At 48.3% G+C, this 22,348-nt stretch carries 20 protein-coding genes; 9 read left to right on the top strand and 11 right to left on the bottom strand.

Annotation, left to right across the window (positions count from 1 at the left end):
- Positions 1 to 563: 563 nt before the first annotated feature.
- The 3 genes from FC61_RS07135 to FC61_RS07125 form a co-directional block, all read right to left on the bottom strand.
- Positions 564 to 2,774: a glycoside hydrolase family 65 protein gene (locus FC61_RS07135; protein ID WP_042516702.1), complete on the bottom strand. Its 2,211-nt coding sequence runs from the start codon at positions 2,772 to 2,774 to the stop codon at positions 564 to 566.
- A 32-nt stretch (positions 2,775 to 2,806) separates the two neighbouring features.
- Positions 2,807 to 3,859 (bottom strand): alpha/beta hydrolase fold domain-containing protein, encoded by a 1,053-nt coding sequence (locus FC61_RS07130; protein WP_021741833.1) that lies wholly within the window; start codon positions 3,857 to 3,859, stop codon positions 2,807 to 2,809.
- 62 nt (positions 3,860 to 3,921) lie between these two features.
- Positions 3,922 to 5,301, bottom strand: coding sequence for an MFS transporter (locus FC61_RS07125; protein ID WP_021741834.1), 1,380 nt, complete (start codon positions 5,299 to 5,301; stop codon positions 3,922 to 3,924).
- A gap of 844 nt (positions 5,302 to 6,145) precedes the next feature.
- Between FC61_RS07125 and FC61_RS07120 the strand changes: the two genes are divergently transcribed.
- Entirely contained in the window at positions 6,146 to 7,789 is a 1,644-nt protein-coding gene (locus FC61_RS07120) for a peptide ABC transporter substrate-binding protein (protein ID WP_021741835.1), read from the top strand.
- Between the two features lie 189 nt (positions 7,790 to 7,978).
- Here FC61_RS07120 and FC61_RS07115 read toward each other — a convergent pair whose 3' ends face one another.
- The 3 genes from FC61_RS07115 to FC61_RS07105 form a co-directional block, all read right to left on the bottom strand.
- Entirely contained in the window at positions 7,979 to 8,479 is a 501-nt protein-coding gene (locus FC61_RS07115) for a hypothetical protein (protein ID WP_233995614.1), read from the bottom strand.
- 16 nt (positions 8,480 to 8,495) lie between these two features.
- Complete coding sequence (locus tag FC61_RS07110) at positions 8,496 to 8,984, bottom strand: hypothetical protein (RefSeq protein WP_021741838.1); 489 nt, start codon at positions 8,982 to 8,984, stop codon at positions 8,496 to 8,498.
- A 234-nt stretch (positions 8,985 to 9,218) separates the two neighbouring features.
- Positions 9,219 to 10,217 (bottom strand): LacI family DNA-binding transcriptional regulator, encoded by a 999-nt coding sequence (locus FC61_RS07105; protein ID WP_042516701.1) that lies wholly within the window; start codon positions 10,215 to 10,217, stop codon positions 9,219 to 9,221.
- A 194-nt stretch (positions 10,218 to 10,411) separates the two neighbouring features.
- Here FC61_RS07105 and FC61_RS07100 point away from each other — a divergent pair, with 194 nt between their 5' ends.
- The 3 genes from FC61_RS07100 (at position 10,412) to FC61_RS07090 (ending at position 14,591) form a co-directional block, all read left to right on the top strand.
- Complete coding sequence (locus FC61_RS07100; protein WP_035464753.1) at positions 10,412 to 11,794, top strand: SLC45 family MFS transporter; 1,383 nt, start codon at positions 10,412 to 10,414, stop codon at positions 11,792 to 11,794.
- Positions 11,795 to 11,814: 20 nt separating this feature from the next.
- Complete coding sequence (locus FC61_RS07095) at positions 11,815 to 13,488, top strand: glycoside hydrolase family 13 protein (protein ID WP_021742042.1); 1,674 nt, start codon at positions 11,815 to 11,817, stop codon at positions 13,486 to 13,488.
- Positions 13,489 to 13,646: 158 nt separating this feature from the next.
- Positions 13,647 to 14,591, top strand: a complete 945-nt coding sequence (locus FC61_RS07090) for an NADP-dependent oxidoreductase (RefSeq protein ID WP_035464754.1) — start codon at positions 13,647 to 13,649, stop codon at positions 14,589 to 14,591.
- A gap of 122 nt (positions 14,592 to 14,713) precedes the next feature.
- Here FC61_RS07090 and FC61_RS07085 read toward each other — a convergent pair whose 3' ends face one another.
- The gene (locus FC61_RS07085) at positions 14,714 to 15,370 is read right to left on the bottom strand and encodes a hypothetical protein (RefSeq protein ID WP_021742044.1); all 657 of its coding nucleotides are present in this window, start codon (positions 15,368 to 15,370) and stop codon (positions 14,714 to 14,716) included.
- Positions 15,371 to 15,537: 167 nt separating this feature from the next.
- Between FC61_RS07085 and FC61_RS07080 the strand changes: the two genes are divergently transcribed.
- From FC61_RS07080 to FC61_RS07065, 4 genes are all read left to right on the top strand, one after another.
- Positions 15,538 to 15,960 carry a MerR family transcriptional regulator gene (locus FC61_RS07080; RefSeq protein WP_011668754.1) on the top strand — a complete coding sequence of 141 codons (423 nt, stop codon included), beginning with the start codon at positions 15,538 to 15,540 and terminating at the stop codon, positions 15,958 to 15,960.
- Between the two features lie 189 nt (positions 15,961 to 16,149).
- Positions 16,150 to 16,602: a MarR family transcriptional regulator gene (locus FC61_RS07075; protein ID WP_021742045.1), complete on the top strand. Its 453-nt coding sequence runs from the start codon at positions 16,150 to 16,152 to the stop codon at positions 16,600 to 16,602.
- A 102-nt stretch (positions 16,603 to 16,704) separates the two neighbouring features.
- Positions 16,705 to 17,610 (top strand): MDR/zinc-dependent alcohol dehydrogenase-like family protein, encoded by a 906-nt coding sequence (locus FC61_RS07070; protein WP_021742047.1) that lies wholly within the window; start codon positions 16,705 to 16,707, stop codon positions 17,608 to 17,610.
- Between the two features lie 18 nt (positions 17,611 to 17,628).
- Positions 17,629 to 18,159 (top strand): LbetaH domain-containing protein, encoded by a 531-nt coding sequence (locus FC61_RS07065; RefSeq protein ID WP_021742048.1) that lies wholly within the window; start codon positions 17,629 to 17,631, stop codon positions 18,157 to 18,159.
- Positions 18,160 to 18,217: 58 nt separating this feature from the next.
- On the opposite strand, the gene FC61_RS07060 is transcribed toward FC61_RS07065, so the two are convergent.
- The 3 genes from FC61_RS07060 to FC61_RS07050 form a co-directional block, all read right to left on the bottom strand.
- On the bottom strand, positions 18,218 to 19,408 hold the full coding sequence (locus FC61_RS07060; RefSeq protein ID WP_021742049.1) for an NADH-dependent flavin oxidoreductase: 1,191 nt from the start codon (positions 19,406 to 19,408) through the stop codon (positions 18,218 to 18,220).
- The gene (locus FC61_RS07055) at positions 19,405 to 19,692 is read right to left on the bottom strand and encodes a hypothetical protein (protein ID WP_021742050.1); all 288 of its coding nucleotides are present in this window, start codon (positions 19,690 to 19,692) and stop codon (positions 19,405 to 19,407) included. The genes FC61_RS07060 and FC61_RS07055 overlap by 4 nt, the downstream gene beginning before the upstream one ends.
- A gap of 61 nt (positions 19,693 to 19,753) precedes the next feature.
- A complete protein-coding gene (locus tag FC61_RS07050) occupies positions 19,754 to 20,140 on the bottom strand; it encodes a winged helix-turn-helix transcriptional regulator (protein ID WP_021742051.1) in 387 nt (128 codons plus the stop codon).
- A 136-nt stretch (positions 20,141 to 20,276) separates the two neighbouring features.
- Between FC61_RS07050 and FC61_RS07045 the strand changes: the two genes are divergently transcribed.
- Positions 20,277 to 21,359 (top strand): S66 family peptidase, encoded by a 1,083-nt coding sequence (locus FC61_RS07045; RefSeq protein ID WP_021742052.1) that lies wholly within the window; start codon positions 20,277 to 20,279, stop codon positions 21,357 to 21,359.
- A 4-nt stretch (positions 21,360 to 21,363) separates the two neighbouring features.
- Here the strand turns inward: FC61_RS07045 and rihB are convergent, their stop codons facing one another.
- On the bottom strand, positions 21,364 to 22,296 hold the full coding sequence (gene rihB / locus FC61_RS07040; protein WP_035464758.1) for a ribosylpyrimidine nucleosidase: 933 nt from the start codon (positions 22,294 to 22,296) through the stop codon (positions 21,364 to 21,366).
- Between the last annotated feature and the right edge of the window lie 52 nt (positions 22,297 to 22,348).

The following is a 22,348-nucleotide window of genomic DNA, read 5'->3' as shown; positions in this document are numbered from 1 at the left end:
GCAATAATTACTTAGCAGATGATTTATTAAATGCACGCAACCAAGGCCCTTTGTGACCTATATGGGTTGACCGCCGTTAAATATCATATATAATATGTTTATCAATACAAAAAGTGGCGACCGTCCGACCGGCCACCACAAGTTCGCAAGTCTAGTGCGGTATTTGGGTTGGGCTACTTCTTTTTAGAAGTAGCTTTTTTATTATCCGATATGCTCTAGCCAAATTGACTATCGCTAAGGATAATACGTAGGTCGCCATGGCGAACGCCACGCCCCCAACACCTTTCTCACTAGTATCGTCATGTTCACCGCCCCCTGGTCTAGAATGTGGGAGGGCGTAACCGACTATCTTGCTAAGTCGTGCTCCGGGTAATTACGCCTTCGTTTGACTGTATCCATTACTATATAGTACTCACTACGAATAAGCAATATATTTTATACTGTATCTTTTCATTATCAAGCTAGCCTAGCATCACAGAAAAGACAACGACTGACGGTCTTAACTTCCGCAATCGTTGTCTTTTGGTATTACTTACCTTTCACATCTACCGAGCCACGCCACTTCAACGCACTTTCTTGGCTAGCGAAATCAACTGTCCATTGACACTCACACCATACGTTGGAATAGGGCCACTAATCACCACAACCGTTGTCTCAGTGGCCGTCAGCTTAATCTCCAACACGCTTTCGGCAATCTTCATCCGGTAGGTTAGCTGCGTCAGTTCTGACGGCAGATGATTGGTAAAGTGAACCACCTCGTCTTGCACGTAGAACCCCGAGAAGCCAGCGACTAAAGCCAACCAACTGCCGCCCAAATTAGCGAGATGCAGACCATCTGCCGTGTTCTTTTGCAGGTTGACCAAATCCATTTGTGCCGTGTCCATGAAATAGCGATAGCCCTTCTCGACATCCCCCATCCGTGCCGCTAAAATACTGAAAATCGAACGCGACAAAGAGGAATCATGCGTGGTCACGCCTTCATAGTAGTGGTACTCCCGCTGCAACTGCTCCGGCGATAAATCCTCTGGAAACAGGTAATCTGCCAGCAACGTGTCCGCTTGTTTGGCAACTTGGTACCGATAGATTGTCAACGGGTGATAGTGGAGCAACAAGGGAAAGTTTTCCGGTGTTGACTGCGCCACCGGCCAGCGCGGCTTGCTCAGAAAACTATCATCTTGCGCGTTGATCTGCTGTTCAGCACTATAAGGCAAATACACGTGCTCTGCCAGATTTTGGAAGGCATCAATATCGGTCGCATCAATCCCAAATTTAGTTAAACCATTGGGGTCCACTTTCAAAATCTCCTGTGCCAGATACGTGACGAGTTCAAAATTGTGTTTAGCTAAGCGATTGGTATAGTAATTATTATTGACCAACGCCGTATACTCATCGGGCCCAGTAACGGTGTGAAATTCAAACCGCTGACTCGTGCCCACCTGATGCCAGGAACCAAACGCTTCCCAGAAATGCGCCGTTTCCAAAATCATTTCAAAGCCACATTGCTTGATAAAATCAATATCGCGGGTAATCTCGTAATACTTACCCACTGCATAAGCAATATCGGCATCAATGTGGTACTGTGCGGTTCCTGCTGGGAAGTAAGCCGAGGCCTCTTCGCCATTGATTGTCCGCCAAGCAAACAAGGCACCTTGGTCGACCCCCAGTGTCCGGGCGCGTTGCCGGGCCTGTGGCAGTGTTTGGTACCGATAGACCAGTAGTTGACGGGCCATCGGCTGATTGGTATAGATGAAGTACGGGAGCATATACATCTCGGTATCCCAGAAGTAATGGCCCTCGTAGCCGGAACCACTGAGTCCTTTGGCCGCAATATTGGTCCGTCCATCACGTCCAGCCGCCTGGTTCAATTGAAAGAGATTGTAGTGAATAGCCAGATCTAACTCATCATTGCCCCCCACCGTGACTTCACTTCGTTGCCAGACATCTTGCCAAAAGTCACGACTATCGGTCATTAATGCCGTTAGCGCCGTTGCTGGAAACGGGAGAGCGGGATCAATTGTATTTTGTTGACCCATCTCCCCCACATAGACTTCATAGCTCAGGTGGTGCGTTGTATGGTCGCTCAAGTCTACTGGCTGCCGCAAGAGACTTCCCGGCGTCGTCAGCATCCCCAAATAGATGGTCACCGATTGCTTGGTCTGCCGCGTCTTAACGTGATACTGCTGCAAGTCTTTTGCCATAAAGGTGGTTTCACAAATGGGCAGCCCGGCAAGTCGCGTCTTGCGGGGATCAGCAGACGGTAGGCTTTCAGCTTCGGCGGGAACCGCAATGGTTTTGTTGACCATCAACCCACCAGCATAGTTACCGGCAAGAAACCCATAATTGACCGCCCAAAAGGCCGTCTGCGTCTGCCCAATCACAGACTGAACACTCATCGCAATCGTTTCACCCTGCCGTGTTTGCAGCGTGTAGTGTTCCGTGAGTTCCCCCGTTGCCAAATCCAGATCAACTTTCGTCCGCTCACTACTGGTAAAGCTGTGTCCGGTCGTTGTCGCCACGTTGATATGGCGAAAGTCGGGTAAATTAAGAATCGTTTGGTGGGCCTTCGCGTACCCCACACCGGCTTCGCCATACGTAATCGGTGCCGTTTCATAGAAGCCGTTGATGAGCGTCCCCGCAATCGGATTTCCCGTGATGGGGTCATTGGCCCGTACCCCGAAGTGCCCGTTGGCTAAGGAAAAGACGGTTTCCAAATAAGCCGGTTGGTGATTGGCCACATCGTGTAGTGTTAAATGATAATCTTGTAACGTCAACATGATCTCCCCCAGTTGTCGGATTTGCACCCGGTTTAAATGAATTTTGCCGCTGTCATCAACGCATCTTCCACGGCGGGGACATTGCCCGTAAAGTTCAAAAAGGCATGGCTGATGCCGCCATAACGGAAGTAGTTAGCATCACCATTGGCGTGCCCCACACGCTTGATGAAGGCTTCTCCCTGTAGGCGGAACGGATCATATTCGCCTACCAGTAAGGTCACGTTGTGAAAGGTCGTTGGATCGGCCAACAATGGCGATAGAAGTGGGGCCGTCAAATCAACGGCTTGATCCGCCACATAGTAACCGCTCATGATGGCATCGAGTTGCTCGAACAGCTGGTAGCTCCGGTGCAACGCGGCCCGTTGTTCAGAAACGATGGTAATCTGGTTATCGTCCCACAAGGGTCCTGGCAGTTCGGATCCTTGAATAACTGTTGGGTAGAACAACACATGACTGGCAATCTCACAAATCCCCATGGACTTGCAGAGTTGGCTAACGCCCAGGGCAATCGATGCCCCAGCAGAGTCGCCACCCAAAGAAATATGGGCGTATTCAGCGGTCATGGCTGCCACCACAGCCAAGCCATCCAGAATGCCGGCTGGATAGGGTTGTTCGGGTGCCAAGGCATAGTCGACATTATAAACCACGCAATTGGCCTGTTCAGCCACAAATTTCAATGCCAGCAAAACATCTTCCGGCGTGCCGCCGTAGTAGGCACCACCGTGAAAATAAATATAGGCTTTGTCCGCGTTCAAATGATCCTCACGGGCAATACGGATGACCCGCACTCGCCGATTCATCGCCACGATCTGTTGCATTTCAACCTTCATGGCTGTTGTGGTTAAGTCCCGCTGACCAGATGTTTCCGTCCCCTGGCGCAGACTGAATAGATCGGTGGGTAACTGCGGATTGGCTTCAATCCCCGCAACGGTTTCCCAAACTAACGGTTCGAAGGTATGCAGTGGGTCCCGTTCTTTAACCCAACTGGTGACTCCATCAGCGATATCGGTCACACCGATCCCCTGTAGTCGACGTAACTCATCGCTGTAGCCCAATGACTGCTTGGTCGTTGTATCATTTAGCATCTTGATTACCCCTCTCGTCTGACACAGCCGTCAAGACCTGGCGGCGATTCCCCGAATTCAAGTTAAGCGTCTTCTTCACTTAATTTCTTCTCAGCTTCTTTAGCCGCCTTTGCTGACGCAATCTTGGACTCATCTAATTGGTACCACAGGTAGAGAATCCCGCCGATCACTAGAGCCAAAACGACCGGTACCCAAATGAAGTTAGTGGCAATAGCGGTAACGGCTTTGGCACCTTGCACCTTAGCCGCAGCGTTAAAGCCACCCCAAGATAGTAACCAGCCGGAAATCAAGCCGGCCAGGCCCATTCCTAGCTTAGCGCCAACCATTGGTACGGCAGATAAAATCCCGGGTTCGTCAATGTGCAGTTCGGAACGCGAGTACTCAACGGTATCAGCAATCATAACAAAGGCAATCGAGAAGGCTGCGCCCATCGCAACTAACGCGATAACATTTCCGATGAAAAGTAACGGAATGTTCTTAAAGGCCATCAGCAATTCCCCGAAGGCAAAGGTCATCATGGCTAAAATCATGACGTTACGGTGCTTCATGAATTTACTGAGGAAAGGCACCGAAACATTCCCAATAACAGCCACAATGACTAAGCCGTTAAAGGCCCCAACTAACGCTGGTTGATGAGAGACATACGTCAGGTAGTAAACCGCGGTCTGTAGCCGCATCATCCAGAAGGTCTGTAATAAGATAAAGCTGGCACTCAAGATGAGCCATGGCTTATTCTTAGCGGCCCCCTTTAAAGAGTCTTTGACTGATAGATGCCCTTTGATTTCAGGAGCATCTTCGGTTTCAGCTACGATATCATCCTTTTCACGGAGGTTAGCAAAGGCGCCTAGGAATAGCGCGATAATGGCGATCCCAATGATGACACCCCAAATCATCCAGCCCTTTTCAGCGTTCTTGCCGCCTAGTTGAGCTACCATCGGCAACGTAATTGCGCCGATTACGGCGGTCCCAATGTTTGTCATGACCATCCGTGCACTGGCTAAATTGGTCCGTTCATCAGGGTCTTTGGTCAAACTCGGTAAAATCGCTGTGATTGGCGTATTAGCTCCGGAATAAACTAAACTAAAGAGCGTGTAGACAACGGAGACCCACGCCAGTTGAATGACTTTGTTGCCGCCAAATGACGGGTTAAAGAAGAGTAACATAGTTAAAATTCCTAGTGGAATCCCGAACCACAAGAAGTACGGCCGTGCCTTCCCAAATTTAGAATGCGTGTGGTCGATTAAGAATCCATAGACCACACCATCAAAGGCATCAATGATCCGTACGACAAAGAACAGGGTACCAGCAAAGGCAGGCGAAATCCCCATAACTGTGGTGTAGTAGAACAGTAGATATAGCCCCACAATTTGCCAAATCAGATTTCCGGCCATATCAGTGGCCCCATAGAAGAATCGCTGTTTCCATAATTGCATCTTACTCATGATAAAAACCTCCCCCAAGATTTGTTAACCATTGATGTAATCGCTTACATATAAAGCATACCGAGGTATCCAGCGGCCGTGAATCCCAAATTCCGACCGCTAACTTACCTTTTCTAACGTCTTGTCACACCTAGCTGAGTTAGTGAGCATCGCACCAATTCTAGCTATCGTCTCTATCATACGCGGTGCGGTTGGCTAAACATGAGTGAGGCCCCTCACTTTGTTGGCCCAGCTAACTCACTTAGGCCGCTATACGTTGGTTGATTAGCTTAGATTTGCACATATTGTATATAAATTTCGAGGGAATTAAAACCCGACAAGTACTGTAATATCAGCGTTCTTTCGGTCTTCAATTCCTTCTATATCCTAATTTAAAGGGGCCCCTTAATAAGACTCTTTAAATATAAAAAATGTATGTTTTGATGAGTATTTTATCATTTTAAAAAAAGACTTCTCTTCCATAAGTACCCATTATCCCCGTCACATCAGCATCAAAAAACTTTCAACTCCCCCATTGACAAATCTAACGGTCATCGCTATTATTAGAGTAACATTAGAAATACATGAACGTATGACTAGGAAGAGTAGCTGTTCTCGCTAAGACAAGAGACCACCGGTAGCTGAAAAGGTGGCTTACAACTGAGCGGCGAAGATGAACCTAGGAGCAAGTCACCGGTGGAAGCTGGTGGCTCGGGTTGAAGCTCGTTATCGCTTCCGACTTTTGGCAACAGAAGTTACGGAGATGGTGGATGTGAATCCACCATGAATCAAGGTGGTACCGCGAGTGAAATCGTCCTTATGTTTTTACATAAGGACGATTTTTATTTTGAGGAGATGTTTTGGGATGCAAAGAAAAGGAACCATTTTGACCGTTGCAGCACTTAGTTTATTAACCCTAGCAGGTTGTGGGAGTCAGTCCAGCAGTTCGAACAACAGTGGCAAGTATGCCGCTAAGCAAGTCCTGAATTGGACCGAATCTTCTGAATTGGCGACCACCGATCTTGCTCAGGCCACCGACACCCTAAGCTTCAACGTGCTACAGAACACCCAAGAGGGTCTGTATCGCTTGAACAGCAAAGGAACGCCGGCTAAAGCCCTCGCTACCAGCACTAAGGTCACCAATGGTGGTAAGACCTACACCTTTAACCTCCGTCATGGCGTGAAGTGGTCCAATGGTGATCCCGTCACCGCCAAAGATTTTGTGTATTCTTGGCAACGAACCGTTAGCCCAAAGACCGCTTCTCAAGACGCCTTTTACCTCTACCAGGTTAAGAACGCCGAAGCCGTCAACAAGGGCAAGAAATCTCTCAGTGCTCTAGGCATCAAAGCCACTGGCAAGTATACCTTGACCGTCAACCTGACCAAACCTGTTTCCTACTTCAAAAAGCTACTCGCTTGGCCCCTGTTCTACCCGGTTAATCAAAATGCCGTGAATAAATACGGTAAGAAATACGGGACCAGCTCTAGCACAACCGTCTATAACGGCCCTTACCGGCTTACCAAATGGAACGGGACCAGCAAGTCATGGACACTTGCCAAAAACAAGACTTACTGGGACAAGAAGGCTGTTCATTTGACCAAGATCAACGAACAGGTCACCGAGAGCACCACCACTAGTTACAATCTTTATAACGCCAAAAAGGTTGATGAAACCTTACTGAGCGGGCAACAAATCAAGAACAACAAAAACAGTAAGGACTTCGTCAAGCGCTTGCCAACCGGTTCACAACGTCTTGACCTCAACGAAAAAAAGGTTAGTGCCTTCAAGAATGTTAATATCCGTAAGGCCCTCTCCTTAGCCATCAATCGGACACAACTCGTTAACGACGTGCTGCAAGACGGTTCCGTTGCCTCCAAGGGCTTTGTTCCTTCTGGCATGGGTAACAATCCGAAGACCGGCGAAGCCTTCAACCAAGAAGCCAGCGTCAAATCCGCTGTTTCATACAACGTGAAACAAGCTAAGACCTTACTAGCCAAGGGGTTGAAACAAACAGGTGATAAGAAGCTCAACGTCACCCTTTCCGTTTCTGATACCGACTCCAGCAAGCAGACGGCCGAATTCATTCAAAGTTCCCTAGAAAAGCTACCAAATGTGACGGTCACGATTAAAACCGTTCCTTACGTCCAACTGATTACTCAGCAAAATAATGGGAATTACGAGTTAACCTTAGCTGGCTGGCAATCCGTCTTCGCTGACCCAATCAACTTCCTCGATGTCTTCGAAGCCGATTCTAGCTACAACACAACCGGCTGGAAGAACAGCACTTATGACAAGCTCCTTGATGAAGCCGAGAACGTTTACGGTAACCAACCAGAAAAGCGGTGGGGAAAACTGGTCGCCGCTGAACAAGTCTTGATGAAGAATCAAGGAACGATTCCCTTGTACCAAGCTGCCAAGTCACAACTCTTACGTAGCAACGTGAAGAGCGTCGTTTATAACCCAGCCGGTGTGCCCTATGACTGGAAGACAACTTACATTGCTAAATAGTCACTTTGTCCAATCCAGCTACGATCCCCTCGTAGCGCATCCGATTGGCAGGCGTCAGCCAGCATTACCATGTCTTTCTTAAGATAGTAAAAACAGGTCTTAACCGGCGTTTGAAGTGCGCACTGGTTAAGACCTGTTTTTATTGTCTGTGGACCCATTCATGTCTGACTGGTCAAGACAGTTGTTGAGTTAATAAGTAATATCCGACAACGCATGGGTCCGTAATGGCTTCCGGAACGCATAGACGTTAGTTCCATCGGCACGTAACCGTAATGCCGTGACTTTTTTACCTAAGACCTTGACGTTCACTTTGGTTTTACCCAAAGTCATCAACGTTTCGCTATCATCAATCCGGGCCTTCACCCGGTAAGTAACCTTCTTTTTGTTGTTAACCTTTTTACTGTAAGTCGTGGGGAAAGCCGCACTCAATTGCCACTTTAATGAAGTTAATTGCTTCTTAGTCGTTGAGTAGACCTTATAGCCCATCTTCTTACTAGTCAGATTCATCTTAACCAGTGCGTAAGTTGTGACCTTATCTTCGGTATCGCTCCCGCCGTATATGTACCACGTTCCGCGGTAACTCTTTGGTAACGTCGTCTTGCTGGCAGCATTAGCGGTCGTACTGCTGACCATGGCAAACACCCCTAGACTGGCTGCCGCTAAAACAATTCCTTTTAATCCTTTTTTCATCGTATCTCCACTCCTTTTAATACAAGACATCGTCGCCCCAAGCGTGCGTCTTGTTTAGACTACGGAAAGCATACACGACATCATCTTCGCCATCGTCAAATGCTAACGCCGTCGTTTTCTGCCCCTTTACTTTAACCTTGGTCAAACTAAATTTCCCCAAACTAGCGTTATCTGTCGCCGTTCGAACCTTGTAGCTAACCTGATGTTTTTTAGTCGTTTTAAGTTGGTACGTCACCGCACTTTGCAGCGTCACTTGGGTTGTTAAATCACTCAAATTGGCGTTCTTCGTGACATTCAGTTGTGTCGCTAAGCTGGTATCAGCAAGCGTTAGTCGCGCCGTATAATAATAGTTGACGTGATGATGCTTCGTCTTACCGACGTACGCCACCCAGTCCCCTTGATAATCCGCTGGCAATGTGGCAGCCTGCGCCGTTTCATGTCCCATTCCGGCTAAGTTGAATGCCGCAAGTCCCGTGATGACACCCACTAATAGTTGTTTGCGCATAGTAGTCCCCTGCTTCCTTCATTGATTTGTGATTCGATTCATTAATTCAAAGATAATCCAACCAGGTTAACAAGACAAGGGGTTTTTAAATTATTCATAAAATGAATATCGATTACTAGTGGGTTTTTTCCTTATTTATCTCTCACAACCAGTGACCTGTCCCGTTTAGCCGTTCAAAAAATGGCGCCTAACTACTCCTTCTGGCGGGGCATCGTTAGGCGCCTAATAATCGGCTTAGTTTTCAATGAAACGAACACTTTCTCGGGTCACTACCGTAATGGGCGTAATCTTAGGTGGCTGTTGTTGGGCCGTTGTCAGTTGTTCCACCCCGGCAACGCCCATATCATAGAAGCTCTGGGAAACACTAGACAGTTGTGGCTGAACCAGTTCACACAACTCGGTACCGTCAATTGCCATGATTGACAAATCATGCGGCACCGTCAAGCCAAAGTCACGCGCCTGATTGAGTACGCCAATCGCCGCCATATCACTACCAGCCAAAACTGCCGTTACCTGTGGCACTTGACCGTAAGCCCGCATCGCGGCTTGACCTGCCACGTAACTATAATCTCCCGGTTGAATCCAAGCGGGATCTGGCGTGATCCCTGCTTCCGTTAAGGCTTGCGTATACCCCGCCAACCGTAACTTTCCCGTGTGGGCATGCACACTGTCCACCGCGGCGAGGCCAATCTGCCGATGACCTTGCGCCAATAGCGCCTGTGTTCCTTGATAGCCAACTTGCCAATCATCTGAGGTGATAAACGGCAGCTGATCCTCTTCAAAAGAAATCGACAAAAAACAATACGGGATCTGTGCCGCCTGTAAATAGGTTAAGTTGTCAGCTGACAAGTCCACCGACAACAATAAGATCCCCCGAACGGGCCGTTCAATCACCGTGGTCAATGCGCGACGCTGCTGCTTCGGATCGGCATCCCCAGCATACAAAATGATCACATTCAATCCTTGACGATAGGCTGCATCCTGAATACCTTCAATGATATGATTCGCAAAATTAGTTTTCGTTGAATTGACAATCGCCGCAATGACGTGACTTTGCTGGGTCACTAATTCGGCCGCGGCCGTATTTTTCTGATAACCTAACGTGGTTGCTGCTGTCTGCACCTTAGCGGCCGTATCCGCACTAAAAAAAGCCGTCTTGTTGGCTAATACACGTGATACCGTGGCCGGTGACACCCCGGCCAACTTCGCAATATCCTTGATGGTTGCCGCCATCCGACCACCCTACTTTCCTTAATCTTTGCTTTCATTTTACCGTTAACCCAGCGAAATAACAAAGGGTAACCCCAAAAATTCATCATTTTTACACAAACGTTTGTCTTTCTTTCGTAAAGGCATTGCAAACGTTTGTGTAAAATGCTAGAATTCATTTTGAAAACGGTTACTTAAATTCAAAAGGAGGCACTCCTATGGCACAAACGACACCCATAGAATCGACAGACGCCACGCCGGCTGCAACCAGCCACAACGCGCTGCCGAAAATTTCATTAAAAACAATTTTCGCCATGACCTTTGGTTTCTTCGGGGTCAATATGGCTTTCTCTTTGCAATCATCCCAAATGGGGCGGATCTTCCAAACCATTGGTGCCGACCCCACCAAACTCGGATTCTTCTTTCTCTTACCACCATTGGCGGGCATGATTGTCCAACCACTAGTCGGTAAGTACTCCGATATGACGTGGAACCGCTTCGGGCGGCGGATGCCCTACTTACTGATTGGGGCCCCTATCGCTGCATTGGTCATGATCCTCTTGCCTAACGCCGGTTCATTTGGCTTTGGCTACGCCTCATTGGCTGCGCTATGGTTCGGCGCAGTCGCCATTCTTTTCATGGATTTATCCTCAAACGTTTGTATGCAACCCTTCAAGATGATTATTGGCGACATGGTCAACGAAGACCAAAAGGATTTGGCTTGGTCTTGGCAACAGTCCTTCTCCAATCTGGGGGGCGTGTTAGCTACCATTTTCCCATTCGTGTTAACCTGGTTCGGGGTTTCCAATGTGGCGCCTAAAGGGACAGTTCCCATGTCCGTTCGACTAGCCTTCTACATTGGTGCCGGTATTTTATTATTAACGTCACTGTACACGATTATTTCGGTTAAAGAATACGATCCCGAAACGTACAATCGTTACCACCACGTCAAGACCCAAGCTAAGCAAAAAACGGCGAGTCTCTGGCATTTAGTTAAGACAGCGCCCCGCGCCTTTTGGGAAGTCTCCTTCGTCCAACTCTTTGACTGGTTTGCCTTTCAATACCTATGGACCTACGGAACTGGGGCTATTGCCGCTAATGTTTGGCACACTGCCGATGCCTCTTCGGCTGGCTATCAGGCGGCCGGTAACTGGTTCGGGATTCTCTCATGTATTCAAGCATTAGCCGCCGTTGTTTGGGGCTTTGCCGTTCTATCACGGACAAAACCCGCCCAACGAAAACTCTGGTTCCGGATTAGTCTAATCATGGGTGGCGCTGGCTTCATCTGGATTTTCTTCATCCACTCCCAATACCTGTTGATCCTGCCATTCTGTCTTATCGGAATCTGCTACTTAACCATGCAGACCCAAGCCCTGTCCCTATTTACAGAATCACTGAATGGTGAAAATGAGGGCGCTTACCTCGGCTTGTTCAACTGTGGCATTTGCTTACCACAAATTATCGCTTCACTCTTGAGCTTCGCTATCTTCCCAGCAATTGGTCAATCCATGCCTGGTATGCTCGTCATTGCCGGTGTGGCACTGCTCTTAGGCGCCGTTGCTGTCAGTGTGATTCATCCTAAATTGTCCGCAAACTTATAATCTTACAGGAGGTTTTATTTATGACTAAAAAATGGTGGCAAAATGCCGTCGTCTATCAGGTTTATCCACGTAGTTACCAAGACAGTAACGGCGATGGTATTGGTGATCTCGCGGGCTTGACCCAACGACTGCCCTACATCAAGCGACTAGGCGCTGATGTGATCTGGCTCAACCCAATCTACAAGTCCCCTGACAAGGATAATGGCTATGATATTAGTGATTATCAAAGTATCCAACCAGCCTACGGCACCATGGCGGACTTCGATCATTTATTAGATAGCGCTCATCAGCAGGGCTTGAAGCTCCTCATGGACTTGGTCGTTAACCATACATCCGACCAACACGATTGGTTCCAACAAAGCCGGCAATCTAAGGACAATCCGTATGCTGATTACTACATCTGGCGTGACCCAGTCGATGGCCATGAACCCAACAACTGGGGGTCATACTTTAGCGGCTCCGCTTGGACCTTTGAACCTAAGCGTAACCAGTATTACTTACACTTATTTGCCCCCGGTCAACCTGACTTGAACTGGGAAAATCCTCAGGTTCGCCAAGAGGTCTGGAACCTGATGCGTTTCTGGTTAGACAAGGGCGTTGACGGCTTCCGGATGGATGTCATCAACTTAATTTCTAAGCCAGCTGGTTTACCAGATGCTCCTCAAGCTCCCGGTGCCGCTTACGGCGATTCTCAACCTATCGTTTCTGATGGGCCTAAGCTCAACGATTATCTGCGCGAAATGAATGACGAAGTCTTGTCCCACTATGACGTGATGACCGTTGGCGAAATGCCCGGCTCAACGCCTAAAGACGCGATCACTTATACCGGGCTGAACGCCAACGAACTCAACATGGTCTTCCAATTTGAACACGTCGGCCTATCACCTAACCCCGATGCGCGACTGGGCAAATGGAACGCGGTTCCCGTCAAATTAACGGAACTCAAGGACAGCCTCTCCCGCTGGCAAACGGCATTGGATGGCAAAGGTTGGAACAGTCTGTATTGGAACAACCACGATCAACCCCGTGCAGTCTCCCGCTTCGGTAACGACACACCAGAATTCCGTGAACGTTCTGCCAAAATGTTAGCTACGACCCTGCATATGATGCAAGGGACCCCCTACGTCTACGAAGGGGAAGAACTGGGCATGACCAATGTGCACTACACCCAATTGGATCAGTATGAAGACCTTGAGAGTCTGAACGCTTATCATGAATTGGTTGATGACCAACACATTGTTGACCAGCCAACCATGTTGAAATACCTCAGTCACATCTCCCGCGATAATGCGCGGACACCGATGCACTGGGACGATTCTACCAATGCGGGCTTCACAACCGGACAACCATGGTTTGCTTTGAATCCCAACTACCCAACGATTAACGCGGCGGATCAGCTCGATCAAGACGATTCCGTCTTCAACTACTACCGGCGCTTAATTACTCTGCGGCACAGCAGTGACCTAATTGTTCTGGGGTCCTATGAAGAGCTGGACCCCGAAGACGACCAAGTCTTTGCCTACAAGCGTCATTACCAAGGGCAAACGCTACTCGTGATGAGTAACTTTACCGATCAAACCGTTACTCGCGACTATGGGCAAGCTGAGGCTAGTGAACGGTTAATTGGCAACTACGCTGATGATCAAGGAACCACGCTCCGTCCATATGAAACGAAGGTTTATGTGTTTAAGTAAATTAGTATGCCTAAAACAGACGGTTGACTGACCGCCTGTTTTTTCAACTCTAATCCTAAAGTCTCGATTAACCCATTAAAATTTCCAACACAAATAACTTGCTATGGTGCCAACACCATAGTTTATACTAGCCTTAAATCTTGAAAGAAGGTCATCGTTTGAAAACTATTGCGATTGATAAATACGGAACTGCCAAAGAATTCTACGCGGCTGAAATGCCCCAACCGGTGCCACAAGCTGATGAAGTTTTAGTCAAAGTCCATGCTTTTAGCATTAACCCCATGGATATTGCTGGACGTATGGGCGCTCTTGGCGCACCTTTCACTGATCTGTGGTCCTTCCCATTAGTTCTGGGATGGGATTTTGCCGGAACTGTCGCTCAAGTTGGTGATCAAGTCACTGGCTTTGCTGTCGGGGAGGCCGTCTTCGGTTCAGTTGCATCCGCCCATGCTGCTAACAACGGGACTTATGGTGAATACGTTGCCGCTGGAACTAAGGAACTGGCCCACATACCGGCTGGACTTTCATTCGATCAAGCGGCCGCACTACCGATTGCCGGGATGACCGCCTACTATGGCATGAAGCACAACCTTAACCTCCAAGCTGGCCAAAAGATTTTGATTCAAGGTGGTGCCGGCGGGGTCGGCCTCTTTGCTGTCCAAATTGCGAAGGCTTTTGGGGCCCACGTAGCAACGACTGCCAGTGAGAATCACCGCGAAATGCTGGAACAGCTTGGAGCGGATGAAGTCATTGATTATCATCAAACTTCTCCCGCAGAGGTTTTACATGATTATGACGCCGTCTTTGATACTGTTGGCGATATTGAAACGGGCTTGAAAGTGCTTAAAGCCGATGGTCAATTGGCAACCATTGCTGGTCAACCAACTCCTGAACAACAACACGATCAACAAAAGAAAGTCGCCTTTCAGTTCACCAATGGCTCATCAGCGGACTTAACCGCATTGGCCGGCTTGGTAACAAGTGGCAAAATTAAGTTAACGCTTGATGTCCATGATTTCACTGTGGAAAATGTCATTGCCGCTCATGAAACAATCGAAGCTCATCACACGACTGGTAAGATTGTTATTCACGTTACTGATTAAAGATTATTTGCTAGTCGCATAAAAAGCGATGAGACCACTCCTAATATTACGGATGGTCCCATCGCTTTTTATATTGGTTTTATTTTAAAACAGTCCTAGATCACTCACAAATAGCGCACTAGTTACTTCACCGTTTGCTCCAATGAGGCCGCCCGTAATAACTGCCATGATACTGGCAACTTTAGCGTTTGAATTTGCCCTTGTAGTAAGGCAACCGTATCATGCGTTAACTTCTCTGCACGAGTATGGCACGGTCGTTGCTGATCGCAAGCTGCGGGCTGTTGGAACAATTGCTGGTATAAGCGGCGTAAAGTGGCCTCGCCAATGGGTTGGAACAACTGGTGTTCAGTGAGGCCCGTTTCTCGCAACCAGCAGACTGTCTGACTCACCACTCCTGACAAGGCGGTACTGGTGAACGCTTGCCCCTTAGCCGTGACCACTGCCAACCCCATCAGACCAGCCACCGTTGCTTGTGGGGTTGCGTGACTCAACATCGCCAGATCTAACAGGAGATATCGGGCTGTCGGTAACGGCCTTGGCGCCAAGGCTCGTGTCAGTTGGTCATTCAATCGGCTATAAATGGTGCCTCCCAGCCGATCAAGTAACTGTGCTGGATCAGCCTGCGCGATGATTTGCATCTCGTCGGTCGCGTCGTCCACTACGAGTAGGTCGCGGGCCTCCCAGCTAAAAGCCGGCAACAACGTCTGCGGTTGCGGGGTCCACTCGCCTAACGGGACAAAATCTGCCCCGGCTAGTTGGCTATTAAATTGCCGCATCATCGTCACCTCCTTAACCTATGCTGAGTGTACCCCCTTCGACCAACTTGAAGGCAACTCATTTGTTGATTACCGGAGACAAATTCTTGCGACGTCCGCAAATTCCGAGTACTATATAGCTTAACACTTCGAGTTAGTGGAACGCTAACTCATTTAAAGGAGGACCCGCCATGTCCTATACGATTCACGAAGTTGCCCAAAAAATGGGCATTTCGACCTATAGTATTCGCTACTACCATGACCACGGTATGTTGCCGTTCGTCCAACGCGATGAGAATAATAATCGGGTTTTTAGTGACGATGACTTAGAATGGTTGAACATCATTGTTTGCCTACGAGCCACTGGAATGCCGGTTGAACGCATTCAACACTACTTAGACTTGGTTCAGGAAGGTGAAACAACCGTTCCTGAACGCTACGACATGATGAAGGCCCAACAGGAGCGCACTTTGAGCGAAATCTCGGATTTACAGAAACATTTGTCGACGATTAACTTCAAGGTCGATCATTACGCTCAGATCATGGAGAGTCATGAACCCGATAGCTTTGTCCCCTCGAATCTCCGTGAAGACTCGGCTGACCAAACGGCTTAGTCTAGCGATCACTTCACCAAATTTTGATTTCACATCTAAAAAACGCGCTCTTCCGGTAATTAGTCTGGAAGAGCGCGTTTTTTATCTCGACAAGTATTATTGGCTACTGTCCATTAACCTAATCAGCACATTGTTGAGTCGGAAACAATGCCCTGTTATAATAGGAGCTGTCGAAACGGAGGAGTTCTTATGGATACGCAAATTCAATTTCTGGCTGAACTTAATCAATTAATGGATAAGCTATCATTTTTAAGTCGTGACCAACTCAAGGTGGCCTTAAAGGGCTATAAAGCCGCCGAGGTCCACACCATTGAATTCATCGGTCAGCATCCTGATACGAACGCCACAACCATTGCCGATGCACTCTACGTAACCCGAGGCGCTGTCAGCAAAATGACCAAGCGTCTTATCGACCGGGGATTAATTACACGCTATCAAAAGCCTGACAATCAAAAGGAAACTTATTTTCAGCTCACTCAACAGGGGCAAACAATCTTTGCCACACATGAACGACTTACCCGGCAGTTTATGCAGCGAGATATGCCCGTTTTTGATGAAAATCCTCAGGAAGTCGCAGCTACACTCAATTTTCTTCACGAATACAATCAGTTTCTGGATCAACAAGTTGAGCAGCAAAAATAGTCGCCAGTTTAACTGGGGACTATTTTTTTATCTATTTTTTGTTGACAAGGAAACAAAACGTGTTATTATTGTTTCCATTACAACATTAATAAGGAGCATATCATGTTAGCTATTATCCAACATAACTTTACAGGAATCGACGGCCTAACTGTCGGCCAGCGGCCGCGACCACATTTAATCGCCGAAGGAGTCTTAATTGCCATGGAAACTCTGCCAGTGGTTCCCAGTGACTGGCATAAAGAAACTAATCTTCACGCAACCGCTGAACAGGCGGCACAGCTTCCCCGAGTCATCGGTATTGGCGGTGTCGGCACGGTAATTGCCGTTGGTCAGCACCGGGACCAACAGTTGCTAAACCAACGCGTGCTGGTCATGCACCCGCAAGGCTCTTATCAAGAGGTCATCTGCAATACCAATCCAGACTGGCTCTTCCCACTGCCAGACACGCTGTCCAATGAGGCGGCGGCTACACTAACGGCCGGTCCCGGAACCGCCTTAGTCTTAGCCAACTTCATTAAACAACATCCGAGTGACCAAATTATGATGACCGGCGCCAATTCCGTCATCGGCCTCATCCTTTGCCAATTACTTGGCCCAGCCTACCCAGGACTAACGCCTATTGTCAGTCCCGCCAGCCAAGCCTATTTTCATCACATTCTTCCCGACTTTCCTTGCTACCTAGCCAATCACGTTAAAACAACGACCGGCCGAAGATTACTTGTCGATATCGCTGGATCACCTCGACTATTACAGCAACTAAGTGCCACCCAACACCCTGCTGAAATCGTGTCCATTGCCCTACAGTCCACTGAATTAACCGTCCCCTTCACGTTTGTCCACGAGGACTTTGATCCCCTTATTTATCAGCACTTCATTCAAGACGTCACCGAGCAAAAACTACAGCTACCCATTGACAGAAGCTTTACTTTCATGGATACCCAACTCGCCCAACACTACGCTAAAGATACGCATAGTCGTGGACGAGTACTCGTCGATTTACGTCACTAACCGAAAGGACTTAAAATTATGCCAACTTTTAAAGAACTACTTAACCAAAACTGCTTTTCAACCGATCCCGACCTGCAACGTCAGGCCGCCCTTATGCTTGAACAACGCTACAACTGTGAAATCAATTGCCTTGAAATCGACCCTAGTGTTCAGTTTGCCCATCACGCTCGCGGTAGTATTGTCATTGCTGCTAAGCTCTGTGCCGGAGTTGTTATTTTTCAGAATGTCACGATCGGTTCTAACCAAAAATTTAACCGCCTAACAAATCAGTGGGAGAATCTGGGTAATCCGGTACTTGGCGAGCAGGTTGTGGTCGCTGATGGTGCCAAGATTCTTGGTCCTGTCATTATCGGGGCTCAGGCCGTCATCGGCGCCGGTGCTATTATTACTAAAGATGTTCCGGCCAACAGTCTGGCCTATGGTGTCAATCAGATCAAACCTAAAGATCCCCAATTTGACCTCATTTTTCATGACCCGATGCCTCAACGTGATCAGCTTATTCAAGCTTCTAAGTCCGTCATCAATCGGTATCACGCCACGATTAGCTAACAAAAAGGACTGTGCGACTGCACAGCCCTTTTATGGTATTTACAGATGTCACTAAGTCCTAAGACATCTTCTTTTCAAAACCCTCCATTGGCGCCGCTTCATTTTGATAATCAACGGCGACATTCGGATCAGTGGTAAAGTGCATCACTGAATAGAAGGCCCCTTTCAAGTAATCCTGCATGGCCCGTGGAATGGCTAATTCATCAAGTTCTGACGGTGAAATTTGGTAGCGAATGCTGGCCTCATCACCATCCACAATCTTTTCAACCCACTGGGGTTCCCGAATAAATTCACGCCCCATGGCAACTAAATCAGCACCCATTTCCAAGACCGCTTCCGCATCGGTAGGCTTTTCAACCGAGCCCACCCCAATCAGTGGCTTACGACCAGCTAACTGTTGGACCAATTGCTTCAGAATTGGTTCGTGATCCGTCTTATCATTTAGCGACGTCCGGTGTGCAGAGCCCATTGAGGTATGCACGTAATCGACTGTGGAATCGCCCAACATATCGACAAAGGCTAAGCTATCAGCCAAACGAATCCCCGGTGTTTCGATTTCTTCTGGTGAAATTCGGTAACCTAGTAGGAACGGCCGATCAGCGTACGTATCAATGGCCTGCTGTGAACTGGCAATGACGGCCTTGGCAAAACCCATTCGTGCGTCACGGTCGCCACCCCATTTGTCCGTCCGGCGATTTGAATTAGGGGAGAAGAACTGCTGTAGTAAATAGGTATTGGCTCCATGCAGTTCAACACCATCGAATCCAGCGGCAATTGCTCGCCGTGTCGCTTCACCAAAAGCCACAATAATCTCATCAATTTCGGCAGCCGTCAGCTCACGCGGTGTCTGTGAGTCGGGTGGAAAGACGGCCTTAACTGCACTGGCACTAACCGGCTGTTCCCCCCGCAAGATACTATCGTTAGACTTACGACCCGCATGGAAAATCTGCAGGATCGCCTTCGTGCCGCCACGCTTCATAGCATTAGCTAGCCGACTGAGCCCGTCAATATCCCCATCATCGGCAATCGACAGTTCGCCTTCGAACCCCTTACCACTCGCGATAACGTTAGCAACCTCGCCAATAATCATCCCAGGGCCACCTGCCCGCACATCATAAAACTTAATCTCATCGTTGGTGACATGCCCATCGTAGAAGCTGGACATGGTGGTCGTTGGCGACATCACCATCCGGTTCTTCAGGGTCACACCGTTCTTAAAAGTATAAGGTTGCATAAATTGGTACGTCATGAGTTAGTTCCACCTTTCTGGTCTGTACACGTTTGAATTGCCTGTAAAATTGGTCGTAACGTTGCCCCAGTGGCCGTCAATGCCCACTGCTCATCGGCTCGCCGCCAAATGAGTTGGTGCTGCCACAGTCGGAGTAAGGCCCATGGCAAACAACCACTGGTCACGCGTTGTCGTAAATCACGCGTTGTCACGGGATACTCGCTCAGCTGTAGTAAAACCTGCCACTGCACCGGGCTACTGATCAACGCTTGAATCTCTTGTAATCCATGGATTGTTGGTTCCATCGGCCACCTCCTTAACAAGACCTAGCATACCCGCCCATAACCTCAAAAAAAAGAAGGCACTTTAAAGTGCCTCCGTTGGTTGGTTTAAAATTTGATTGAATCCACTGTGCCCGTTTCTAATTTCCATATCTGGCACCTCACTAGCTCGTTGTTCTCCCCACACCGACATCTGCACAAGGATTTGGCCTAAAGATCGGCCCAAGTCTGTCAATGCATAGACCACTTTGAACGGCGCGCGATCCCCATAAATATGACGGACGATCACACCATCACTTTCCAACTCACGTAGTTGCTGGGTTAAGACCTTTTGCGAAATAGCGGGAAGCTTCTGGCGCAAATCACACGTCCGTTGCGGCCGATTACCGAGATGGCATAAGAGTTGGGGTTTCCATTTACCACTAATCACACCGAGCGTTGCCTCGACACCATTGTTGTATGACTTCTTCACAAAATAACCTCCCAGCGTTTTCTTCCATTTTAACCACTAAAAGACCTTTTGGGGAGTAGGCACTTTTTAGTAACCATTGAAGAATCCCCGCAGACGTGTAGAATTAACACCAATTTAATGGTTTGGAGGGATTGTTATGCAAAAACCAACTCAATTACATCCCGGCGATACGGTGGCTATCGTCAGCCTGTCCAGTGGCGTTCTTGGCGAAGACTTCGCGGCCCATGAATTAACCCGGGGCCAGCAACGACTCCGCGAGCTAGGCTTGATTCCCATCATCATGCCCAATGCCTGTCGGGGCTTGGCTTATCTAAACGCCCATCCCGAAGCACGGGCCGCTGACTTGAAGCAGGCCTTTCTTGACGAGCATATTCACGGTATTATCTGTGCAATTGGTGGCGAAGATACCTTCCGTCTAGCGCCTTACCTATTCAATGACCCCGACTTCATCACCGCCGTCCAACAGCATCCCAAGTTGTTTACCGGATTCTCTGATACGACGGTAGATCATTTGATGCTCCGCCGGTTGGGACTGGTCACCTATTACGGGCCTAATCTGCTTAATGACTTAGCCGAGTTAGGTCCCGACTTATTACCCTATACCCGTCAGACCTGGGCCCACTATCTAGCTAATCCCCAAACCACCGCGATTACCAGTAGCCCTGTGTGGTATGAAGAACGCACCGACTTTTCGGTGGCGGCACTTGATACTCCCCGAGTTCAACATCCCGAAACCCGGGGGTACGAAGTTCTGCGGGGGACCGGACACGTACAGGGACGCTTACTGGGCGGCTGTATCGACAGTCTTAATAGCCTGCTGACCGATACGCGTTACCCCGAGGAACCCATCATCAACCGTAACTATCACATTATGCCAAGCCCCAGTGAATGGCACGATAAAATTCTGTTCTTGGAAACCAGTGAAGAATGCCCCACGCCAGCAGCCTACCAAACGATGCTCCAAAATCTTAAATGTGCCGGAATTCTAAGTGAAGTTCGGGCCATTATTACGGGCAAGCCCCAAGACGAACGGTACTATACCGACTATTGTCGCGCCCTTTTAACGGTTACGCAGGACCTTGACTTACCAATCATGACCAACCTAAACTTTGGCCACGCTTATCCCCGCACCGCCCTACCTTACGAACTATTGGCGACGGTGGATTTGGACGCACAGACACTAACCATCGACGAGCCTTACTTTAGGACCACTGATTAACTGTTTATGAATACAGTCGGATACAGTCTTCAACCAGGTCAAAGAAGCCATCATGATTAATCTTTTGGCCGATCTTGGCGTTAGGTTGTTGCTTTAAAACGTTGTTTTCATCGCAAACCGTTCGACCATAACAAGGCCCCCGGTTAATATCGACCACCACAAATTCATCCTGCGTTTCAAAGAGATCGGGATCGATTAGATACCCAATGGTCGTGGCATCGTGAATTGGCCCGGCTTCCAATCCAAATTCTTCATACTGCGTTTTGAGTGTAAACCGCAACATATCACCAAAGAGTTTCCCCGCCTTATTACCAACCGCTTCCATGCGATCAATGATATCTGGCGTACAAACGGTTTGATTGGTCAAATCAAGCCCCATCATGACGATTGGCACACCTGATCTAAAGACAACGTTGGCGGCCTCAGGGTCAGCGTAAATGTTAAATTCAGCCGATGGCGTAAAATTACCGGTTCCATAGGCCCCACCCATCATCACGATTTCTTTAATCTTAGGAATAATCAGTGGCTCCGCACGCATGGCACTCGCAATATTAGTCATTGGTCCGGTTGGTACCAAAGTAATGTCACCATCACTAGCTAACAACGTATCGATAATGAATTGAACTCCATTTTTAGTTGCTGGTTGCCGGTTTAATTCGCCAAAGACGGGACCATCTAACCCAGTAGTTCCGTGAACGTTACCGGCTACTACTTGGTCTCGCACTAAAGGCTGTGGCATCCCCGGATAAATTTTAACGTTCATTTCTAATAATTGCGCGACATTCAAACCATTGCGGACCGTTTTCGCTAAGGTTTGGTTCCCCGCCACAATCGTAATCCCTAATAAATCAATGCTGGGGTGGGCATATGCCATTAGCATCGCCACCGCGTCATCATGTCCCGGATCACAATCTAAAATAATCTTTCGTTTTGCCATCATTGCTTCCTCCCATTCTTTGTAAGCCCTTACTTACTGATTGAATTATACC

It is taken from the genome of Levilactobacillus brevis ATCC 14869 = DSM 20054 (assembly GCF_001433855.1).
Taxonomy (GTDB): domain Bacteria; phylum Bacillota; class Bacilli; order Lactobacillales; family Lactobacillaceae; genus Levilactobacillus; species Levilactobacillus brevis.
The sequence above is the reverse complement of the archived record's forward strand: the minus strand, read 5'-3'. Positions and strand labels throughout refer to the sequence as shown.